The 19,562-nt window shown below is 73.3% G+C and carries 15 protein-coding genes; 7 read left to right on the top strand and 8 right to left on the bottom strand.

Features of this window, described 5'->3' with window-relative positions:
- Window positions 1-426 precede the first annotated feature (426 nt).
- Complete coding sequence (locus OG956_RS33155) at window positions 427-1,281, bottom strand: GNAT family N-acetyltransferase (RefSeq protein WP_330341702.1); 855 nt, start codon at window positions 1,279-1,281, stop codon at window positions 427-429.
- A gap of 166 nt (window positions 1,282-1,447) precedes the next feature.
- On the bottom strand, window positions 1,448-2,110 hold the full coding sequence (locus tag OG956_RS33150; protein WP_330341701.1) for a chaplin: 663 nt from the start codon (window positions 2,108-2,110) through the stop codon (window positions 1,448-1,450).
- Between the two features lie 280 nt (window positions 2,111-2,390).
- Between OG956_RS33150 and OG956_RS33145 the strand changes: the two genes are divergently transcribed.
- Both OG956_RS33145 and OG956_RS33140 read left to right on the top strand, forming a co-directional pair.
- On the top strand, window positions 2,391-3,995 hold the full coding sequence (locus OG956_RS33145) for an alpha/beta hydrolase (RefSeq protein WP_330341700.1): 1,605 nt from the start codon (window positions 2,391-2,393) through the stop codon (window positions 3,993-3,995).
- A gap of 130 nt (window positions 3,996-4,125) precedes the next feature.
- Complete coding sequence (locus tag OG956_RS33140) at window positions 4,126-4,656, top strand: DUF4232 domain-containing protein (protein ID WP_330341699.1); 531 nt, start codon at window positions 4,126-4,128, stop codon at window positions 4,654-4,656.
- Here OG956_RS33140 and asnB read toward each other — a convergent pair.
- Together asnB and OG956_RS33130 are read right to left on the bottom strand one after the other, a co-directional pair.
- Window positions 4,646-6,487, bottom strand: coding sequence for an asparagine synthase (glutamine-hydrolyzing) (gene asnB / locus OG956_RS33135; protein ID WP_330341698.1), 1,842 nt, complete (start codon window positions 6,485-6,487; stop codon window positions 4,646-4,648). The two genes, OG956_RS33140 and asnB, sit on opposite strands and share 11 nt — an antisense overlap.
- A 280-nt stretch (window positions 6,488-6,767) precedes the next feature.
- Window positions 6,768-7,547: an alpha/beta fold hydrolase gene (locus tag OG956_RS33130; protein WP_330341697.1), complete on the bottom strand. Its 780-nt coding sequence runs from the start codon at window positions 7,545-7,547 to the stop codon at window positions 6,768-6,770.
- 169 nt (window positions 7,548-7,716) lie between these two features.
- Between OG956_RS33130 and OG956_RS33125 the strand changes: the two genes are divergently transcribed.
- Complete coding sequence (locus OG956_RS33125; protein ID WP_330341696.1) at window positions 7,717-8,811, top strand: baeRF3 domain-containing protein; 1,095 nt, start codon at window positions 7,717-7,719, stop codon at window positions 8,809-8,811.
- A gap of 92 nt (window positions 8,812-8,903) precedes the next feature.
- Entirely contained in the window at window positions 8,904-9,938 is a 1,035-nt protein-coding gene (locus OG956_RS33120) for a Gfo/Idh/MocA family protein (RefSeq protein WP_330341695.1), read from the top strand.
- Window positions 9,939-9,951: 13 nt separating this feature from the next.
- Here OG956_RS33120 and OG956_RS33115 read toward each other — a convergent pair whose 3' ends face one another.
- Entirely contained in the window at window positions 9,952-10,368 is a 417-nt protein-coding gene (locus tag OG956_RS33115; RefSeq protein ID WP_330341694.1) for an SsgA family sporulation/cell division regulator, read from the bottom strand.
- Between the two features lie 349 nt (window positions 10,369-10,717).
- Between OG956_RS33115 and OG956_RS33110 the strand changes: the two genes are divergently transcribed.
- A complete protein-coding gene (locus OG956_RS33110; RefSeq protein ID WP_330341693.1) occupies window positions 10,718-12,139 on the top strand; it encodes a PP2C family protein-serine/threonine phosphatase in 1,422 nt (473 codons plus the stop codon).
- A gap of 74 nt (window positions 12,140-12,213) precedes the next feature.
- Here OG956_RS33110 and OG956_RS33105 read toward each other — a convergent pair whose 3' ends face one another.
- Window positions 12,214-13,707 carry a DNA-binding protein NsdB gene (locus OG956_RS33105; RefSeq protein ID WP_330341692.1) on the bottom strand — a complete coding sequence of 498 codons (1,494 nt, stop codon included), beginning with the start codon at window positions 13,705-13,707 and terminating at the stop codon, window positions 12,214-12,216.
- A gap of 333 nt (window positions 13,708-14,040) precedes the next feature.
- On the opposite strand from OG956_RS33105, the gene OG956_RS33100 reads away from it, so the two are divergent.
- Together OG956_RS33100 and OG956_RS33095 are read left to right on the top strand one after the other, a co-directional pair.
- Window positions 14,041-15,186, top strand: coding sequence for an aminoglycoside phosphotransferase family protein (locus tag OG956_RS33100; RefSeq protein ID WP_330341691.1), 1,146 nt, complete (start codon window positions 14,041-14,043; stop codon window positions 15,184-15,186).
- A gap of 261 nt (window positions 15,187-15,447) precedes the next feature.
- Entirely contained in the window at window positions 15,448-17,418 is a 1,971-nt protein-coding gene (locus OG956_RS33095) for an N-acetylmuramoyl-L-alanine amidase (protein ID WP_330341690.1), read from the top strand.
- 16 nt (window positions 17,419-17,434) lie between these two features.
- Here OG956_RS33095 and OG956_RS33090 read toward each other — a convergent pair whose 3' ends face one another.
- On the bottom strand, window positions 17,435-17,932 hold the full coding sequence (locus OG956_RS33090; RefSeq protein WP_030339601.1) for a hypothetical protein: 498 nt from the start codon (window positions 17,930-17,932) through the stop codon (window positions 17,435-17,437).
- 147 nt (window positions 17,933-18,079) lie between these two features.
- Window positions 18,080-19,495, bottom strand: a complete 1,416-nt coding sequence (locus tag OG956_RS33085; RefSeq protein WP_330341689.1) for a 3-hydroxybutyrate oligomer hydrolase family protein — start codon at window positions 19,493-19,495, stop codon at window positions 18,080-18,082.
- Window positions 19,496-19,562 lie beyond the last annotated feature (67 nt).

The following is a 19,562-nucleotide window of genomic DNA, read 5'->3' as shown; positions in this document are numbered from 1 at the left end:
AACACGTCCGGGTTGCGCGGGAACTTCCGCGGGGGTCGCACACCCGGCGGGCCGACGGGGTTCACCGGAGCCGGGAGCGCGGGCCGCCTGCGTGCTCGACGCCCGTGCGGGTGAGGGCCGAGCGGACGTAGGCAGGGTTGCGTACCCGGCGGCCCGGTGGCGGTTCCGCCGGGCCGGGTGCGAGGGCCGCCGCTGTACGCACGATGCCCCTGCGAGTGAGCCGGGCCGAGCGGGCGTAGGCAGGGCCGCGCCCGCGGTCGGCCGGTGGGGTTTGCCGGAGCCGGAAGCGCAAGCCGCCCGCATGCGCGACGCCCCGGCGGGTCAGCCGAGCCGAGCGGACGTAGGCAGGGCCGCGCCCGCGGTCGGCCGGTGGAGTCCGCCGGGGCCGGAAGCGCAAGCCGCCCGCATGCGCGACGCCCCGGCCGGTCAGCCCAGTTCGAGGGTGGTGACACCGTAGACGCGGTGCTGCGCGTGCTCGCGGACCGGGCCGGTGTACATGCGGGCCGTCTCGAAGGAGGCCTGGAATCCGGCCTGTTCGGCGAGCGCGACGCCGGCCGTGTTCGGCTCGGGCACGTCGACGCAGACCTCGCGGCCCGCGGCCTCGGCCGTGAGGGCGGTGAACAGGGCGCGGGCGTCGTCCGCGGTGTCGGCGAAGAGGGGGCCGATGCGCAGGGTGTCGTGGCCCGGACGGAGCACGCCGTATCCGGTGAGCCGCGCGCCGTCGTGGCGGACGAACGCCCGGTGTCCGGGGGCGGCGAGCCATGCGGCGAGGAAGCGCGGGCGGTCGGCCGGGTGGCAGGCGCTGTCGTAGGCGGTGATCGCGGCGAGGTCGTCCGCCGCGGCCGGGCGGACCCCGGCCGGTGTCTCGCCCGCCGGCGCGGTGCCGGTGAACCGGATCGTGCGGTAGGCGAGTTCGAACCCGGACTGCCGGTAGTTGTCCTGCTGCGCGACGACCCCGTCCAGGCCGATGGTGCGGTTGCCGGCATGGGCGAGGGCGGTCTTCCACGTGGTGAGGCCGTGGCCGTGGCCGCGCAGGTCGGGACGGACGAGGTAACAGCCCAGAAAGGCGTACTCCGGGCCGTAGTTGACCACGGAGACGGCCGACACGGGCTCCCCGTCGATGCGGCCGAGGAAGAACCCGTCGGGGTCCTGCGCGAAGAACGCGGGCCCGTCGGACAGCCCGGGATTCCAGCCCTCCGCCGCCGCCCACCCGGCGATCACCGGCCAGTCGTCGAGGGTGGCCTGCGTGACGACGAGGTCGTGGGGGGCCGCAGAGGTCATCGATGCGCTCCATTTCCGTCGGGGGACCGGACTGCCGTTCCGCATCCTTCCGGATCAACAGGAGCCGCGCCACGGGGAGATCGGCCGTCGCGCCGGGCACGCACCTGTCGCCCAGGCCCCACCGGGCCGGCGTCCGGTGGGGCCTTGGGAGGGGGCGGGCCGTACGTCAGCCGGTGCGGGCCGGGCGGAAGCGTCGGTAGAGGACCGTGCCCGCGAGGAGAAGGGCGGCGCTGCCCGCGACGGCCGGCACGGTGGCGTCCGCACCGGTGTGGGCGAGGGTGGGCGTCGTCGGCGGTGCGACGGGACTCGGCGCCTGCGGAAGGTGCCGGGCCGGGGCCGGAGGCTTCGGTGCCGGGCTGCGGGGGTGGCGGGGGGCGCGGGGGCCGTTGACCGACTCGTTGCCCTGGACCGGGTTGCCCACTCCCCCGACGTCGACGGTGTTGCCGCTGACGTTCACCGGCAGGTCGACGGGGAGCTGCACGCCGTTGCCGGAGAGCGCGCCGGGCGAGTCCTGCGCGCCGCCGTGGGCCGAGGCGCCGCCGGACGCGGACGATCCGCTCGTCCCGGAGGTCTTTCCGGAGCCGTGGTTCGCGCAGGCGTTGCCGGCGGCAGGGTTGAGCAGCCCCACCACGTTCACGGTGTTGCCGCACACGTTCACCGGTACGTCGACCGGCAGCTGGATGCCGTTGCCGGAGACCAGCCCGGGCGAGCCGGCCGCGGAGCCCTCGGCGGTGGCGCCGTCGGCCGCGAAGGCGGCGGACGGCGCCACCGCCATCGCGCCGGACGCGACGGCGACGGCGATCACACCGTTACGGGTAGCCCGTCTCATAGGTTCCCTGCCTTCCAGACTTGTCGCGGGCACTCACCCGCACCCCGTAAAACGCGGGTCGACCATCCGAGTTATGGCTGATCGCTCTTTCACCCCGTAGGGCGACAGTGGTATCGAATGCGTTGTAAAGATCTCAATAATCATGAAATCGGGTCGGACGGGAGGGCAGAGTACGGCGTCGCAGCCCGTCCCGCTCGCCGGGAGGCGGGCCGTCCGGGGCCCGCTTATCGTGATCCGAGGGCGCCGTGCCCGGTCCGCGACAGGCGTCCCGGGAGGATCGATGCTGGCCAAGCTGTCCACACGGCCCGCCGTGCGGCGCTGCGCGGGTACCGGAGTCCTCGCCCTGGCGCTGCTCGGCGCCGGCCTGCCCGCGGCCGCCGCCGACCGGCCGCAGCCCGACCTGGCCCGTTTCTACCGGCAGAAGGTGACCTGGACCGCGTGCGAGGGCCTCGAGATGCCGCGGGACATGCAGTGCGGGAAGGTCACCGTCCCGCTCGACTACGCCCGCCCCCGCGCGGGGACGCTGGATGTGGCCCTCGCCCGCTACCGGGCGACCGGGAAGAAGCGGGGCTCGGTGCTGCTCAACTTCGGCGGCCCCGGCGGTGCGGGCGTCGCCGGACTCGCCACCGACGGCGCGCAGTTCATGGACCTGACCAACGGCTACGACGTGGTCACCTTCGACCCGCGCGGCGTCGGCCGCTCCTCCCCCGTCAGTTGCGGCGAGGGCAGTGACGAGGCCGCGTCCGCGACGGCCGGCGACGCCGACCTCGACCATCCGAAGGCGCTGCTGGCGAGGTTGCGCCAGGCCGCCGCGGAGTGCGTCCGCGCCTCCGGCCCGGTGCTGCCCCACATAGGCACCGTGAACGCCGCACGCGACCTGGACGTCATCCGCCAGGCCCTGGGCGACAGGAAGCTCAACTACCTCGGCTTCTCCTACGGTTCGCGGCTCGGCGCGGTGTACGCGGCGCAGTTCCCGCACAAGGTCGGCCGGCTCGCCCTCGACGGCGTGGACACCCTGACCGAGCCGCTGTCCGAGCAGGGACTGGCCGGCGCCGAGGGCCAGCAGACCGCACTGGACGATTTCCTGGACTGGTGTACGACGGATGTCGCCTGCCCGTTCGGCCAGGACCGGCGTGCCGCAGGGGACGAGGTGGTCCGGCTGGTGCGCACGCTCGACGCCGACCCGGTGCCGGCGGACTTCGGCGGCTCGTTCTCCGGACAGGACCTGGTGGGCGCCCTCGCGCAGGGCCTGTACAGCAAGCAGTTGTGGCCCTCCATGGAGCGCGCCCTGGCCTCGCTGGTCCAGGACGGTGACACGCGCGGGACCCTGAACTTCGCCGCCGGCGGCTCCGGCCTGCCGCGCAGCGGGCGTCACGGCAACGGCGGCCTGGTCGACCCGCAGGACATCCCCGCGGACAACCTCGAGGCCGCGCTGATGGCGATCGACTGCGCCGACGACCCCGACCGGCCCGGCGCGGCGCGGATCGCCGAGGACCTCAGGAACCTCAGGGCCCGCTACGAGCAGGCCTCGCCGGTCTTCGGCCGCTACCGGCTGACCCAGCTGCTCATGTGCTACGGCCGTCCGAGGGGAACCGACTTCATCCGTGACCGGGTGAAGAACGTCGACTCCGCGAAGATGCTGCTGGTGGGCACGCGCGGCGACCCGGCGACGCCGTACCGGTGGACACAGGAGACGGCCGCACGCCTCGGCCCGTCGGCGGTGGTGCTCGACAACAAGGGCGAGGGCCACACCGGCTACTCCTCCTCCACGTGCGTGCACCGCAAGATCGACGACTTCCTGCTCTACGGCTCGCTGCCGCCCAGCGGCAGCTCCTGCCCGGCGGACGGACGCGACTGGAGCGCCACCACGGACACCGCCGGCTGACGCCGCCACGGGGCCGTCCGGCTGACAGTCGCGCACCCGGCACAACCTGTGGGGCCGCCCGGCCGTCACACCGGGCAGGCACACTCCGGCCACCGCATCCGATACGCAGACCACGACAGGGGGAACCACCATGCGCATCCGCGCCGCCCTCGCCGTACCCGCCGCCTCGGCCGCCGCCGCGGTCCTGCTGCTGACCGCGCCGCAGGGCCGGGCCGCCACCACCGATGCCGTCCGGCCCGGCCGCTGCGCCGAGACGGCGCTGACGGTCCGGGCGCGGGCCGTGCCCGGCGTTCCGGCCGTGCTGCGGGTCGGCGTCACCAACCACGGCTCCCGCGCCTGTGCCGTCGACCGCGTGCCCACGGTGACCTTCGGCAGCCTGGACGGCGCCGCGCTGCCGACACCCGAGGGCGGCACCGGCGACTACCGGCTCGCGGCCGGACGGACCGCGTACGCCGACGTGCGGACCATCGCCGACCCGGCGGACCCCGAGGCCCGCCGGGTCGGCACCGTGACCGTGGCCGCCGCGGCCGCCCACAGGGGCCGCTCCTTCACCGCTGCGCGGCTCGGGGCCGGGACGCGCGTCCTGGTGTGGGAGCCGGTGACGACGTGGTGGCAGCCCACGCGGGCCGCGGCGGACCGGGCCATCGGCCTCAGCCGGTGATCACCTCGGGCCGGTAGAGCTCCAGCCACTGTGCGAGGTCCAGCGCGCGTTCCAGGCCGCGCCGGGCCGCCTGGGTGCTGACCGGCGCCTCGCGTTCGGCGGCCTGGCGGAGCCGGTCGCGGTCGACGAGGTCGAAGACCGGGTGCGAGGGCTGGGCGAGCAGGTCCTTGGCCTGGTCCTGCAGGGCGCGGGCGTACTGCGGGTCCTGGGTGGACGGGTACGGGCTCTTGACCCGCTCGTACACCGAGCGCGGCAGGACGTCCGCGGCGGCCTCCCGCAGCAGGCTCTTCTCCCGGCCGTCGAAGGACTTCAGCGCCCAGGGGGCGTTGTAGACGTACTCGACCAGCCGGTGGTCGCAGAACGGCACCCGGACCTCCAGGCCGACGGCCATGCTCATCCGGTCCTTGCGGTCGAGCAGGGCGCGCACGAACCGGGTCAGGTGCAGATGGCTCATCTGGCGCATCCGGTACTCGAAGTCGCTCTCGCCGTCGAGCCGTTCGATGCCGGCGACGGCGGTGCGGTAGCCGTCGGCGATGTAGCTCTCCAGGTCCAGGGACTTGGAGAGGTCGGACCGCAGGACGCCGGCGTCCTCGCCGAAGTGGCGTCCCATGGTGGCCAGCCACGGGAAGGTCTCCGCGCGCCGCGCCTCCTCGTCGAAGAACTGCAGATAGCCGCCGAACACCTCGTCGGCGGACTCGCCGGACAGGGCCACCGTGGACTTCTCCCGGATGGCGCGGAAGAGCAGCAGCAGGGAGGCGTCCATGTCACCGAAGCCGGCGGGCAGATCGCGGGCGCGGATCACCTGCTCGCGTACGGCGGGGTCGGCGAGGGACTGGGCGTCGAGCACGATGTCCTGGTGGTCGGTGCCCGCGAGTTCGGCGACGTCGTGCACGAAGGGCGTGTCGGGGGTGCCGCGCAGTTCGTCGGCGACGAAGTTGTCGGTCTGGCCGACGAAGTCGACGGCGAAACTGCGCACCTTCTCGCCCTGCGCGGCCAGTTGACGGGCGGCGAGCGCGGTCATGGCGGAGGAGTCCAGGCCGCCGGAGAGCAGGGTGCAGCGCGGCACGTCGGCGACCAGCTGGCGGCGCACGATGTCGTCGAGGAGCGAGCGCACGGTCGCGATGGTGGTGTCGCGGTCGTCGGTGTGCGCCCGGGTCTGCAGCTGCCAGTAGACGCGGGTGGACAGGCCGGAGCGGTCGACGGTGACGACCGTGCCCGGCTCGACCTCGCGCATGCCGTCCCAGATCGCGTGTCCGGGGGTCTTGACCATGACGAACAGCTCCCGCAGCCCGTCCAGGGTCACCCGGCGGCGGGCCAGCGGGTTGGCGAGGATCGCCTTGGGCTCGGAGCCGAACAGGACGCCGTCGGAGGTGGGGTGGTAATAGAACGGCTTGATGCCCATGCGGTCGCGGATCATCACGAGCTTGTCGTGGCGGCCGTCCCACACGGCGAACGCGTACATCCCGTTGAGCCGTTCGGCGACGGCGTCGCCCCATTCGAGGTAGCCGTGCAGGACGACCTCGGTGTCGGAGTCGGTGGTGAACCGGTGGCCGCGGCCTTCGAGTTCCCGGCGCAGCTCGGTGAAGTTGTAGGCCTCACCCGAGTACACCAGGGCGACGGTCCCCTCCGGGGTGTCCACGGACATCGGCTGACGGCCGCCGGGGAGGTCGATGATCGCGAGCCGGCGGTGCCCGAGGGCGGCCGGGCCCCGGGCCCAGGTGCCGCGGTCGTCCGGGCCGCGGCAGGCCATGGTCTCGGTCATCGCATGCAATGTGGTGGCCTCGGCGGTCAGGTCACGGTCGAAGGACACCCATCCGGTGATGCCGCACATGCGCTGCCTCCTGCCTCCGGCTCGCGGCCGGCTCCGGCGCTCACCTGGGGCTTCCTCGGGTGAACCAGGGCCGGCCGGCAGACCAGTTGTAACTAGCACCTATATCGCCAGCCTCCGTCAGTTGCCCGAGGCAGTCAACACGGGGGCAACACCGACGACACCTGCACCCCCATGGTTTCGGACGGGTTTTGCTTACGCGAAATCTCGCGCCGCCCATGCCGCCGGGCCGGCCCCGTCACGAACCGGCCACAGGCAAAAACTTCCCCAAGCGCCGAGCGCGTCAGATCTTTCCGGTCACAAACTGGTCCAGCACGGCGGTCAGCTCGGCCGGCTTCTCCAGCGGCAGCTCATGACCCGCGTCGAGGATGCGGACCACCGCGTCCGGGTACGCCTTCGCCATCCGCAGCATCTGCCGCACCGGCAGCTGCACGTCGTGGTAGCCGTGCACCATCAGCGTGGGCGTACGGATCTCGCCGGCCCGGTCCAGGACGTCGAAGGCGCGCATCGCCGCGTACAGCGTCATCACGACCTCGCGCGGGGTCGCGGCGGAGGCACGGATCTGCGCGCGGACCTCCTCGCGGGGATGGCCGGGCCCGAAGGCCCGCCGGATGTTGGCGGCCACGAACAGCCGGTACGGCACCAGGGTGGACGCCGCCATGAGCAGACCCCGGCCACGGCTGTAGGTCATCCGGCCGATGGAGCCGACCAGCGCCATCCGCTCCACGCGCTCGGGGTGCGCCAGCGCGATGGTCTGCGCGATCATCCCGCCCATCGAGTGCCCGACCAGGACGAACCGCTCGACCTGGAGGTGATCGAGGAGCGCCAGGACATCCCGCGCCAGTTCCGCGATCGTGCGCACCCCGGCCCCGGTGCTCTCCCCGTGCCCGCGCAGGTCGAGCCGGATCACTCGGCGCCCTCCGGAGAAGTGCGCGATCTGGTGGTCCCAGCGGTGCCGGTTCGCGGTCCAGCCGTGCACGAAGACCAGGGGCGCCTCGGGCGCGTCCCGGGGGCCCTCGTCGTCGTACGTCAGGGCCGCTCCGTCGACGTCGAGCTGCGGCATGTCAGGCCTCCTGGGGTGCGCCACGATCCGGTCCACGATCCGGTTACTGACCGGTAGGGTAGCGGTGCGCGGGCCGCCGCGTCACCGGTCTCCGCGCCGCGGCCCCCATCCGAATCCGGTCTGGATTACCCCGAATGCCGTACATGTGAATCCGACCTATCGTGCTGTCATGGAGCACGCACTGAGTCCCGCGACCCTCGCCGAGCTGCGGCGGCCGCGTCCGTATCCGGCGGTGTCCGTGCTGACCCCGACGCACCGCCGTGAGCCAGAGAGCGGCCAGGACCCCGTCCGGCTGCGCAATGTCGTCACCGAGGCACGCAGGCGCCTGGAGTCCGATCCGGCCGTCACCCGCGACCGCCGCAACGAGGTCGTGGCGCAGCTCGACCGGGCGCTGGCGGAGGTCGATCTGGCGCACGCCGAGGACGGCCTGGCGATCTTCGCCGCGCCCGGCGAACACCAGGTCTGGTCCCTGGCCCGTGCCGTCCCCGAGCGGGTGGTGCTCTCGGACACCTTCCTCACCCGCAACCTGGTCGCCGCCCAGGTCGCCGAGCGCCCCTTCTGGGCGCTGTCGGTCTCCGCGGACCTCGTCACCCTCTGGAGCGGCGGCGAGGACCGGGTGGTGCGGGACCGTTCGGGCGGCTTCCCGCTGGAGCGCAGGCGGGAGAACTTCGACGCCGAGCGCCAGATGCAGATCGGCGATCTGAAGAGCGCCTTCCGGGGCGAGGGCACCCGGCAGTTCTTCCGCGAGGCCGACACGGCCATGAGCACGGTCCTGCGCGAGCAGCCCCGCCCGCTGTACGTGACCGGCGAACCGGCCGCACTGTCCCTGCTGGACGAGGTCGGCAGCGTCGCCAAGTGCGCCGTGCACGTTCCGCACGGCGGCCTCGCGCACGCCGGTCCGGAGGCGGTGTGGCAGGCGCTGCGGCCGGTGCTGGAGGCGGAGGCCCGCAAGGACACCACGGCCGTGATGCAGGAGCTGACCTCGGCACGCGGCCGCCGGACCTACGCGGCCGGTCTCGACGAGCTGTGGCAGAGCGTCCGGGAGGGCCGGGTCCGGCTGCTGGCCGTGGAGGAGAACTTCCGCGCGACCGTCAGCGACCTCGGCGACCACCTGGTCCCGGCCCTGCCCGGCGATCTGGACGCCCGCGAGGACATCGTGGACGAGATCGTCGAGCAGTGTCTGGAGACCGGCGCCGAGGTGCGCTTCGTGCCCGACGGCACGCTCGGCGACGCGAACGGGATCGCGGGGGTCCTGCGCTACTGAGGTCCCCGCGCGCTGCCGCCCGCTCCTCCGCCGGCAGCGCTCCCCGCCCGGCGTACGCTACGGCGTGATCGTCGGCGTGAGGGAGCGCACACATGGGTGACCTGCTGGGAGTGGCGGTACTGGGGGCCGGGCACATGGGGGCCGACCACATACGACGCCTCGACCACGTGGTCAGCGGAGCGAGGGTCGCGGCGGTGGCCGACCCCGATCTCGAGCGCGCTCGGGAAGCCGTGGCCGGCCGCGACGCGGTGACCGTCCACACCGACCCGCTGGCCGCGCTCGACGCGCCCGGCGTCGACGCCGTGCTGATCGCCTCCCCCGGCCCCGCCCACGAGGAGGCGCTGCTCGCCGCGTTCGCGCGGCGGCTGCCCGTGCTGTGCGAGAAGCCCATGGTGCCGGACTCCGCCGGAGCGCTGCGGGTGGTGGAGGCCGAGGCGCGGCTCGGCCGCCGGCTGGCGCAGATCGGCTTCATGCGCCGCTACGACGCCGAGTACCGCCGGCTCAAGTCGCTGCTGGACGGCGGCACGCTGGGCCGGCCCCTGATGCTCCACTGCACCCACCGCAACGTCTCCTCCCCCGCCGGCTTCACCAGCGCCATGCTGATCAACAGCTCGGTCTCGCACGAGATCGACGCGGCCCGCTGGCTGCTCGGCCAGGAGCTGACGGCGGTCACGGTCCTGCGCCCCACGCCGTCCGCGGGTGCCCCCGAGGGCCTGCTCGACCCGCAGTTCGTGCTGTTCGAGACCGCCGGGGGCGCGCTGGTCGACGTCGAGGTGTTCGTCAACTGCGGCTTCGGCTACCAGGTGCGCTGCGAGGCCGTGTGCGAGAAGGGCAGCGCGCGCATCGGCGAGGAGCACACCATGGTGGTCACCACGGCGGGCAGCGCCGGTGCGGAGGTCGCGCAGGACTACCTCGTCCGCTTCGCCGGCGCCTACGACCGCGAGGTGCAGGCCTGGGTGGACGCCACCCGGCGCGGCGAGGTCACCGGCCCGGGCGTCTGGGACGGCTACGCCGCCTCCGTCGTCGCCGAGGCGGGGGTGCGGGCACTGGAGAGCGGCGGCCGGGTGGCGGTCGGCCTCGCCCCGCGCCCGGAGCTGTACGACCCCCGCGCCGGGGCCGGCCGCTGACGCCGGCACGCCCCTACACCCCGCCGAACAACGCGCTCAGCCCCCGTTCCACCACCCCGGCCAGGTCCTCCTGACCGGCGCCCACGGCTCCGTACGTGCGCAGCAGGAAGCGGCGCAGTGCGCAGGACGGGAACTGCAGCAGGGCCAGGCCGTGAGGCGAGTGGAACTCCAGGACCGTCCGGGTGCGGCCGTAGGGCCAGATCTGGACGTCCCCGTGGCCGGCCGGGGCCCGCAGCCCCTGGTCGAGCAGGGAACGCGCGAAGACCCAGGTGACCTCCTCGCCGTCCAGGGCGGCCTCGGCGGGAAAGTCGACGAAGACGGCCAAGGGGTCGTCGGTGGTGTACCGCAGCGTGGCCGACACGGGGATCTCCTGGTCCTCGGCGGTGATGAGCCGGGCCTGGGCGAGCTGTGCGACGGTGATGGCATCCATGCCTTAATGGAGTCCGTACGCGCCCCTCGCATGCCGCGAATTCCGGTCAGAGTTCGACGGGTACAAGACGCATCCCGCACAGGGGAACACAGAAGCGACGAACACATGCGTGAGCGTCGGCAAAAAGGCGACCCGCATCAGGCAACTGCCGTAGTCCGGGTAAGACTTGACCTGCCGGGCGCGTATGGCATTCGTGTGCGGGAATCGCTCCGGGAAGACTCTGGCATATGCCAAAAGCACCACCGTATCGTGTGTTGCCGAATCCCTTACGGGGCGTCGCGGGCTGTGCCAGAGTCGGTAACGGTCCCCCCGTCGTCCCCGGCCGTCTCGTTCCCCAACGGAGTGCGTCATGCCGTCACCGGTCTCCACGGACCGCTCAGCCGCCCAGCCACCCGGACGCGGCTCGGTCGAGGCGTTGATCACGCAGACGCGGCGGCTCAAGGGCGACGTGGACGCCGTACGGCGGGACACCCGGAGCGACGGTTCGGACCCGGAGGAACGCTGGCAGCGCGCCCTGTACGACCTCGCGCTGCACCAACTCGACGACCTCGACGCCCACTTGGCCCAGCTGAGGGACGGACCGGCCGCCGAGAGCACCGAGGCGCCCGGCCCTCGGCCGGTACCCGCAGGCGCCCCGCACGGCTCGCTGCTCAGCCGCGTCGGCAGCGCGGAGTGGAACCTGCTGACGGACGAGGCGACCTGGTCCGGGGAGCTCTACCAGCTCCTCGGTCTGGACCCCGACTCCCCCGCCCTCACCCTGGACGAGCTGCCCTCCCTGGTGCTGGAGGAGGACCGGCCCCGGCTGACCGCGATGGTGACGGACTGCCTGGTCGACGGCAAAACCATCGACGGCGAGTTCCGCGTCGTGCGGCCCGACGGCTCGGTGCGGGCGGTGCACATGATGGGCGAACCGGTGCTCGGCGCCGACGGCGGCGCGGCCTCGATGTGGGCCGTGCTGCGCGACGTCAGCGCACTGCGCCGCTGCCGGACGACCGTGCACGAGACCCGTGACTCGCTGCAGCGTCACCGCCGGCAGGAGCAGACCGAGCACCGGATCGCGGTCGAGCTTCAGGAAGCCGTGCTGCCGCCATGGCGCGGCTCCCTGCGGCTCCCGCACCAGGGAGCGAGCACCCTCGACCTCGCCGCCCGCCGCCTCGCCGCGGCGACCCGCACACCGCTCGGCGGCGACTGGTACGACGCGCTGGAACTGTCCGACGGCGAGACCCTGCTCAGCGTCGGCGACCTCACCGGGCACGGGGTGGCCGTCGCCACCGGCATGGCGATGCTGCTCGGCGCCGTGCGCGGCATGGCGCTGGCCGGCAGCCGGCCCGGTGAACTGCTCGGCATGCTGAACCAGTTACTGGACGCGACCGTGCAGCCAGCCCTCGGCAGCGCCGTCTGCTGCCGCTACCGGCCCGACACCCGCACCCTGGTCTGGGCGCGCGCGGGACACCCCGCCCCGCTGCTGTACCGCGACGGGACGGGGCGTCTGCTCGACGCACCGGACGGCGTCCTGCTCGGCGCCACCGCGGGCGCCGTCTACGGACAGGCCGAAGAGACCCTCCGGCCGGGCGACGTCCTGCTGCTGCACACCGACGGCCTGGTGCCGGAGCACGGCCCGGGCGCGGCCGTGGACCGGCTGCTCGGCCTGGCCCCGCGGTTCGGCGCGGCGCGCACCGCGCAGGACTGCGTGCGGACGGTGGTCGAGGAGTTCGGCGGAGCCGCACGCGAGGACGACGCCTGTGTGCTCGTCGCCAAGGTCACCGCGTGAACGCGTGAACCGCACCAAGTGAAAGCGGGAAGACCGCTGCTGCGGTCCCGCGCACGGGCCCGGTGCCCGTGCGCTCACGCCTGAGCGCTGTCGCCGCCCTTCGCCCTCGGTTTGGGCAGGGCGAGCCGGATCTCCTCCCGCAGTTCGTGGATCTTCGGATAGCCGGCGTACTCCGCGGTCAGCCGGTACATCTGGCGGAGCCGGTCCCAGGTGCGCCGGGAGGAGTTGGAGCCCATCGACATCAGGGCCAGCCGTGCGTAGCGGTCGGCCTGTTCGGGATCGTCGGCGATGAAGCAGGCCGAGGCCATGGACAGATGGTCGAAGATCTTCGACCGCTCCCGTCCGTCGATCCGCAGCGAGAGCGCCTTCTCCGCGTAGTACTGGGCGTGCGTGGCCGCGCTCGGGTCGAACTCCGCGAGCGTGCGGTAGGCGAGCGCCTGCATGCCGTACAGGTCCTCGTCCTTGAAGGTCTGCATCCAGTCCGGCGGTTCCTCGTCGCCCCGGTCGGCGACGAACAGGTCCTCCGCCTGCCCGAGCGTGCGCCGCATCGCCTGCCCCTTGCCCATCGACGCCTGCGCCCAGGCCTCGATGGTGTGGAACATCGCCTTCGTGCGCGGCTGCAGCCGGTCGCCGGCGCCGGACTGGGCGAGCTTCATCAGGTTCAGCGCGTCGTCGGGCCGGCCCAGGTGCACCATCTGCCGGGCCGCCCGCGACAGGGCCTCGCCGGCGCGCGGCCGGTCACCGCCCTCCCGGGCGGCGTGGGCGGCGATGATGAAGTACTTCTGCGCCGTGGGCTCCAGGCCGACGTCGTGCGACATCCAGCCCGCCAGGACGGCGAGGTTGGCGGCGACGCCCCACAGGCGCCGCTGGAGATGGGGTGGATGGTGGTAGGCGAGCATGCCGCCCACCTCGTTGAGCTGGCCCACGACCGCCTTGCGCTGCAGCCCGCCGCCACGGGCGGCGTCCCAGGCGCGGAACACCTTGACCGAGTTCTCCAGTTCCTCGATCTCCTGCGACCCGATGGGGGCGGCCTCGTAGCGGTCGTACCCAGCGGGGTCGGCGTGCAGGGGATCGCCCTGGACGGGGGCGTCGGCCTTCAGGGCCGGGTCGGTGTGCAACCAGTCGTACATGGCAGTGCTGAGCGTGGATCCCGCGGCGAGCGCGGCACCCGCGCCCACCAAGCCGCGTCGGTTGAGCATGAGGTCCATTCCCGTGAATTCGGTGAGGACCGCGGCGGTCCGTTCGGGCGCCCACGGCACGCCGTCGGGATGTTCCTCGATCCCGTCGCCCTGCCGTTTCCCCGTACGCCCGTGCCGTACCAGACCGAGGTCCTCGATGGTCACGACACGGCCGAGACGCTCGGTGAACAGGGCTGCCAGCACCCGCGGTACCGGATCGCGCGGGATCTCTCCCATGTCGATCCAGCGGCGGACCCGGGAGGTGTCGGTCGACAGCTGGGGGTGGCCCATGGCCGCCGCCTGCTTGTTGACCAGCCTCGCGAGTTCACCCTTGGACCAGCCGGCCAGGCCGAACAGGTCCGCCAGACGAGTGTTGGGTTGTCCGCTCACGTAAGCCCCCAGGTTCTCGGCTGAGTTGACACTAGCCCGGTGAAGGTTGCCGGGCGACTATTCGCCAGGGTTCGCCAGGGTCCGCCAGATGGTGTGCCACTGGGCATCGGGTGTCGAGTAGGAACGCGCCATCCCGGCCCGGTCGCCGCTCGCACTTCACGGAGCCCGCGGGTGCATTCCCCAGGGTGCACTCGGGCGACCGGGCCGGGCAGGCGGATGCTCGCAGTGCATGCGAACGGAGTACGGGCCCTCACGCGCCCCGGCCCCTGGCATGTGCGCCGAGCACGCACCACAGGCAGGCACCGCAGGCACACGAAGGGATCTGTATCTCCCATGTACGCAGCATCGTCCTCCGTGTCCGCCCCGCCCCGGCCGCTTCGCACCCGCCCGGCGGGCGGCGGACCGTACCTGGACCCGGCGGCGCGCCCGGGCGGCCCCGCGCCGGTCGCGGGCCGGCTCCGGCGGCTCCCGGGCCAGCCCGGTCCCCAGCCGCTCAGCGGGAGACTGGACCTGTCCGGCCCCCAGGGCGCGCAGCTGCGCACCGCGATCGCCGCGGTGCACCGGATCTGTCCGGAGTTCACTCCGGCGCAGGTGCTGCGGCGCAGCGGACGGTCCGTCCTCCTGGTGGGGACGGCGGGGCGCGGCACGGCCGTGGCCAAGTGTCTGCTGGACCACTCGCCCGCGTGGGCCGAGCGGATCCGCCACGAAATAGCCGCATACCGCTCGTTCGTCCGGCACCGGCCCCCGGTCCGCGTGCCCCGGCTGATCGCGGCGGATCCGGACAACGGCACCCTGGTCATCGAGCGGGCACCGGGCCGGGTGGCGGCGCTGCAGCGCCATCCCCTGGAGGCCCCTCCGCGCGCGGACATCCGGGCCGCGCTCGGCGCGATCTGCCGGGTGAACGCCTGGCGGCCCCCGGCGGGCACCTTCGACATGCCGCTGGACTACGGCGCCCGGATCTCCCGGTACCACGAGCTGGGCCTGCTCACCGACCGGGACCTCGGCGACCTGCAGAAGCTGCTGCACGGCATCGCCCACGAGGTGGGCCGGCACGGCATGCTCCAGTTCTGCCACGGCGACGCCCTGCTGTCGAACGTGCTGCTGTCGCCGGCCGGTCCCGTGCTGGTGGACTGGGAGCACGCGGGCTGGTACCTGCCGGGGTACGACCTGGCGACGCTGTGGCTGGTCCTCGGGGACGCGCCGGTGGCCCGGCGGCAGATCAGCCAGATCGCCCAGTCGGCGGGCCCCGCGTCGCGGGACGCCTTCCTGGTCAACCTGATGCTGCTGCTGACCCGGGAGATCCGGACCTACGAGACGGCGGTGCAGCGTTCGATGCACGAGGTGACCCCGGCGGCACCGGGCACGGCCCACCCGGGTGCTGCGCCGTCCGGCGAGGAACAGCGGCTGCTGCTCAGGCGGCTGCACGACGACTGCCAGATGGCCCGCAGGGCCGTCCGAGCGGCGGTCGGCACTCGCTGACGGGGACGACGGTTCCGCGGTGCGCCTGAGCGGCGGCGCACCGCGGACCTTCGTGCGTCCGGGGCCGGCCGTGGCCACTGGTGTATGCCAGTGACGCCCCGCAGGCCCGCGCACCGCCGTCGCGAAACTCGCCGAAACCCCCTCGTGACGTGGGAAATCGCCTGACCCCAGGCATCATTGACGGATCGTCGGCAAGCGGGTACCACTGACCCAGCTCGGCGCCAGACGCCCCGCCACGCCCACCGGTCACAGGAGGCCGCATTGCGAGGTTCCGCCACCGATTCCCCGTCCACACCCGGCCACAGACATCTGCGGCGCGCCGCCGTCCCGCTGGCCTCGGCGGCACTGCTGCTGCCGCTGCTCGGCGCGGCCCCCGCCCAGAGCGCCGGCGACTCCTCCGCCGGCCGGCTGCAGCACGCGTTCGCCACGGCGTCGGCCGAGTACCACGTGCCGCAGAGCGTCCTGCTCGCCGTCTCCTATCTGCAGTCGCGCTGGGACTGGCACGCCGGCGCGCCGAGCGTGACCGGCGGCTACGGCCCGATGCACCTCACGGACGCCCGCACCGCGATCGCCACCACGGAGCACTACGCCGAGGGCGCCGAGGACGCCCGCGGCGACAGCGAACGCGCCGCGCTGCACCCCGACATCAAGGTGCCGGCCGAGTCGGCGCTCCCGGCCCGCCTGAAGACCCTGCCGAAGGCGGCGGAGCTGACCGGCCTGACGGACCGGCAGCTGCGCACCGACCCGGAGGCGAACGTGGCCGGCGGGGCCGCCCTGCTCGCCGCCGCGCAGAAGCAGCTCGGCGAGCCGCTGAGCTCCGACCCGGCCGACTGGTACGGCGCGGTGGCGCGGTTCTCCGGCGCCGACGACAGGGCGACCGCCGCGGCGTACGCCGACGACGTGTACGACGTCCTGCGCACCGGCGAGGAGCGCGTCACGGACGACGGCCAGCGGGTCGCGCTGGCCGCCCAGCCGGGGCTGACCGCCGACACCGCCCAGCTGCAGAAGGCCGGTCTCGGCACCCTGCCCACGGACGGCGTGGAGTGCCCCATGTCGGTGTCCTGCGAGGCGGTCTGGGCGCCGTACGCGGAGTTCGGGGACGGCGACTACGGCAACCACGACCTCGGCGACCGGCCGGTGTCGCAGGCGATCAAGTACATCGTCATCCATGACACGGAGGGCGCCTGGGACGGGGTGATGAACCTGATCCAGGACCCGACGTATGTGTCGTGGAACTACACGATCCGTTCCACGGACGGTCTGATCGCCCAGCACGTCAAGGCGAAGGACGTGGCCTGGCACGCGGGCAACTGGGACGTCAACGCCCGGTCCGTCGGCATCGAGCATGAGGGTTTCCTCGCCAATCCGGACGCCTGGTACACGGAGGCGATGTATCGTTCCTCCGCCCGGCTGGTGCGGTATCTGGCCGCCCGGTACGGCATCCCGCTGGACCGGCAGCACATCCTCGGCCACGACAACGTGCCCGGCCCGACGGCGTCCACGATCCCCGGCATGCACACGGACCCGGGTCCGTACTGGGACTGGCGGCACTACTTCCAGCTGCTGGGCCACCCCTTCCGGCGCACCGCGGGCAGGTCGGGCGGGCTGGTGACGATCCTGCCGGACTACGCCGCGAACCAGCCGACGTACACGGGCTGCACCACGGCGGGCCAGCCGTGCACGGCGCACGGCTCCAGCGAGGTGCGGCTGTACTCGGACCACGACGTGAACGCGCCGCTGATCAAGGACGTCGGGCTGAAGAAGGACCCGACCGAGGACGTGAACGACCTGTCCTCGCGGGTCTCCACCGGCCAGCAGTACGCGGTCGCGGACCGCTGGGGCGACTGGACGGCGATCTGGTACCTGGGCCAGAAGGCCTGGTTCCGGAACCCGGGCTCGGCTCCGGCCGCGGTGCCCGCCGCGGGGCTCGTGATCACGCCGAAGGACGGCCTGGCGAGCGTCCCGGTGTACGGCAGGGCCTACCCGGAGAAGGAGGCGTACCCGGCGGGCGTGCCCGCGCAGTCGGTCGTCCCGCTGCCGTACACGATCCCGGCCGGGCAGAAGTACGTGGTCGGTGACGAGGTGCCGGGCGAGTACTACTACGCGGTCACCTTCACCACCGACTCGCACCGGGTCGTGGTGGGCAAGGACCTGTACTACGAGATCCAGTACGGCCACCGGGTCGGCTTCGTCCGCGCGGCGGACGTGACCCTGGAGGGCTCGGCCGGCTGAGCGCGGCCGGACGGCCTCAGCCCTGCTGGAAAAGCTCCGCCGGGAGCGGCTTCAGCAGGGCGTACAGGTCATCGGTGATGGGGCGGTCCCAGGCGGCGATGGTGACGAGGACGCCGTCGCTGCGGTCGAACTGGACGCAGGAGATCCGGGACTCGGACAGCTTCAGCCGCCGCACGATGAGGAGGTTGTCGCCCTGGAGGACCGGGGTGTCCTCGACGCCGACGACGGTGACCTCCTCGTCGTTCTCCAGCGCGAGCAGCAGCTGGCCCACCTCGAAGGGGATCTCGCCCTCGGCGACCTCGCGGGCCGGGGAGCCCTCGGGGAGGTTGCCGATGATCATGGCGGGGCCGCGGCCGCCGAAGAGGTCGTAGCGCAGGAAGACACCCTGGCAGGTGCCGTCGGGGGCGGGCAGCAGGCCCGCGCCGAGGTTGCCCGGCCAGTCGCCCGGGTCCATGGCCAGCACGTCGAAGTCTGGTCCGGCAGGGGTTGCGCTGCGGCGGCGGAGGAACGACATGCGGCCATGGTACGTGGGCTCGGCGAGGCGCGCCGGGAAGGGGCCGTCACAGGCTGCGGCGGTCTTTCGGCCGCGGGGCTCGTGGCGGCCGGCCGCGCGGCGCCGGGCGCCCCTCGGCGCGCCCCGCCGGGGCCGCCGCGCAGCCCGTCACCGCAGCGGGCAGCTGGTCAGCAAGGCGGCCGCCGTCGCGCCGGGCGGGCGCGGGACGGTGTGGTCGGCGGGCGGGCGTGCGTCCCCGGTGATCCAGTGCTCCAGGGCTTCGAAGGCCGTGTGGTGGCAGGGCACCATCGGGCGCAGCCGGCCGGGGAAGGCGTCGACGAGGGAGTCGGTGTGCGTGCCGTCCTCGATGCGGTAGTAGCGCAGCAGGGAGCCGCGGCCGGCCGCGTCGACCATGCGGGCGTAGACGTCGGAGTCCTGGCTGATCGGCAGCAGCACGTCGAGGGTCCCCTGGAGGGTGATCAGGGGCTTTCCGATGCGTCCGGTGAGGGCGATGCGCTCGACGGCGCGGTGGACGGCCGGGGGCCGGGACGCGTAGTCGTAGTCGGCGTCGCAGGCGGGTGAGCCGGGGGTGCAGAACGGAGTGCCGGCCTCGGTGGCGCCGTCGTAGCCGGGGTCGAGTTCCTCCCGGTAGATGCGCTGGGTGAGGTCCCAGTAGACCTGGTAGTGGTACGGCCACAGGAACTCCGAGCCGGCCGGGAAGCCGGCCCGGTGCAGCGCGGCTTCGGCGTCGGCCGCTCCCGGGCCGCCCGCGGCGTACGCCGGGTAGTGGCGCAGCGCCTGCGGCAGGAAGGTGAGCAGGTTGGGGCCCTGCGCGCGCCAGAGGGTGCCCTCCCAGTCGACTCCGCCGTCGTACAGCTCGGGGTGGTTCTCCAGTTGCCAGCGCACGAGGTAGCCGCCGTTGGACAGGCCGGTGGCGATGGTGCGGGCGGGCGGGCGGTGGTAGCGCTGGGCGACCACGGCTCGGGCGGCCCCGGTGAGCTGGGTGAGGCGGGTGTTCCATTCGGCTATGGCGTCGCCGGGCCGCGTGCCGTCGCGGTAGAAGGCGGTGCCGGTGTTGCCCTTGTCGGTGGCGGCGTAGGCGTAGCCGCGGGCGAGCACCCAGTCGGAGACGGCCTTGTCGTTGGCGTACTGCTCGCGGTTGCCGGGCGTGCCGGCGACGACCAGGCCGCCGTTCCAGTGGTCGGGCAGGCGGATGACGAACTGGGAGTCGTGGTTCCAGCCGTGGTCGGTGTTGGTGGTGGAGGTGTCCGGGAAGTAGCCGTCGATCTGGATGCCGGGGACGCCGCTGGGCGTGGGCAGGTCCCTGGGGGTGAGTCCGGCGTAGTCGGCCGGGTCGGTGTGGCCGGTGGCGACGGTGCCGGCGGTGGTCAGCTCGTCCAGGCAGTCGGCCTGCTGGCGGGCGGCGCCGGGCACCCGGAGCTGGGCGCGGCCGGCGCAGTGGCCGTCCGGTGCGCTGGTGGGCGCCGCCGTGGCCGGGGTGGTCAGCAGCAGGCAGGCCGCGGTGAGCGACAGTGCGGTCAGGGCGGTTCGGCGGATGGGCCGTCTGTGCGGTGTGGTCGGCATACGGGTTCCTCCGGCTGTGGGTGGACGCGCTGGAGGCTAGGGGCGGAGGGGGTGCACCGGACATGTG

Source organism: Streptomyces sp. NBC_00557 (assembly GCF_036345995.1).
Taxonomy (GTDB): Bacteria; Actinomycetota; Actinomycetes; order Streptomycetales; family Streptomycetaceae; genus Streptomyces.
This window is presented reverse-complemented; position numbering and strand designations above follow the sequence as displayed.

Coding starts and splice junctions, on each gene's coding strand:
- OG956_RS33155 (WP_330341702.1), bottom strand. CDS start 1,281: ATGACCTCTGCGGCCCCCCACGACCTCGTCGTCACGCAGGCCACCCTC.
- OG956_RS33090 (WP_030339601.1), bottom strand. CDS start 17,932: ATGTCGTTCCTCCGCCGCCGCAGCGCAACCCCTGCCGGACCAGACTTC.
- OG956_RS33130 (WP_330341697.1), bottom strand. CDS start 7,547: ATGCCGCAGCTCGACGTCGACGGAGCGGCCCTGACGTACGACGACGAG.
- asnB (WP_330341698.1), bottom strand. CDS start 6,487: ATGTGCGGCATCACCGGATGGGTGTCCTTCGACCGTGACCTGACCGCC.
- OG956_RS33145 (WP_330341700.1), top strand. CDS start 2,391: ATGCTGGCCAAGCTGTCCACACGGCCCGCCGTGCGGCGCTGCGCGGGT.
- OG956_RS33115 (WP_330341694.1), bottom strand. CDS start 10,368: ATGGATGCCATCACCGTCGCACAGCTCGCCCAGGCCCGGCTCATCACC.
- OG956_RS33120 (WP_330341695.1), top strand. CDS start 8,904: ATGGGTGACCTGCTGGGAGTGGCGGTACTGGGGGCCGGGCACATGGGG.
- OG956_RS33100 (WP_330341691.1), top strand. CDS start 14,041: ATGTACGCAGCATCGTCCTCCGTGTCCGCCCCGCCCCGGCCGCTTCGC.
- OG956_RS33085 (WP_330341689.1), bottom strand. CDS start 19,495: ATGCCGACCACACCGCACAGACGGCCCATCCGCCGAACCGCCCTGACC.
- OG956_RS33140 (WP_330341699.1), top strand. CDS start 4,126: ATGCGCATCCGCGCCGCCCTCGCCGTACCCGCCGCCTCGGCCGCCGCC.
- OG956_RS33110 (WP_330341693.1), top strand. CDS start 10,718: ATGCCGTCACCGGTCTCCACGGACCGCTCAGCCGCCCAGCCACCCGGA.
- OG956_RS33150 (WP_330341701.1), bottom strand. CDS start 2,110: ATGAGACGGGCTACCCGTAACGGTGTGATCGCCGTCGCCGTCGCGTCC.
- OG956_RS33125 (WP_330341696.1), top strand. CDS start 7,717: ATGGAGCACGCACTGAGTCCCGCGACCCTCGCCGAGCTGCGGCGGCCG.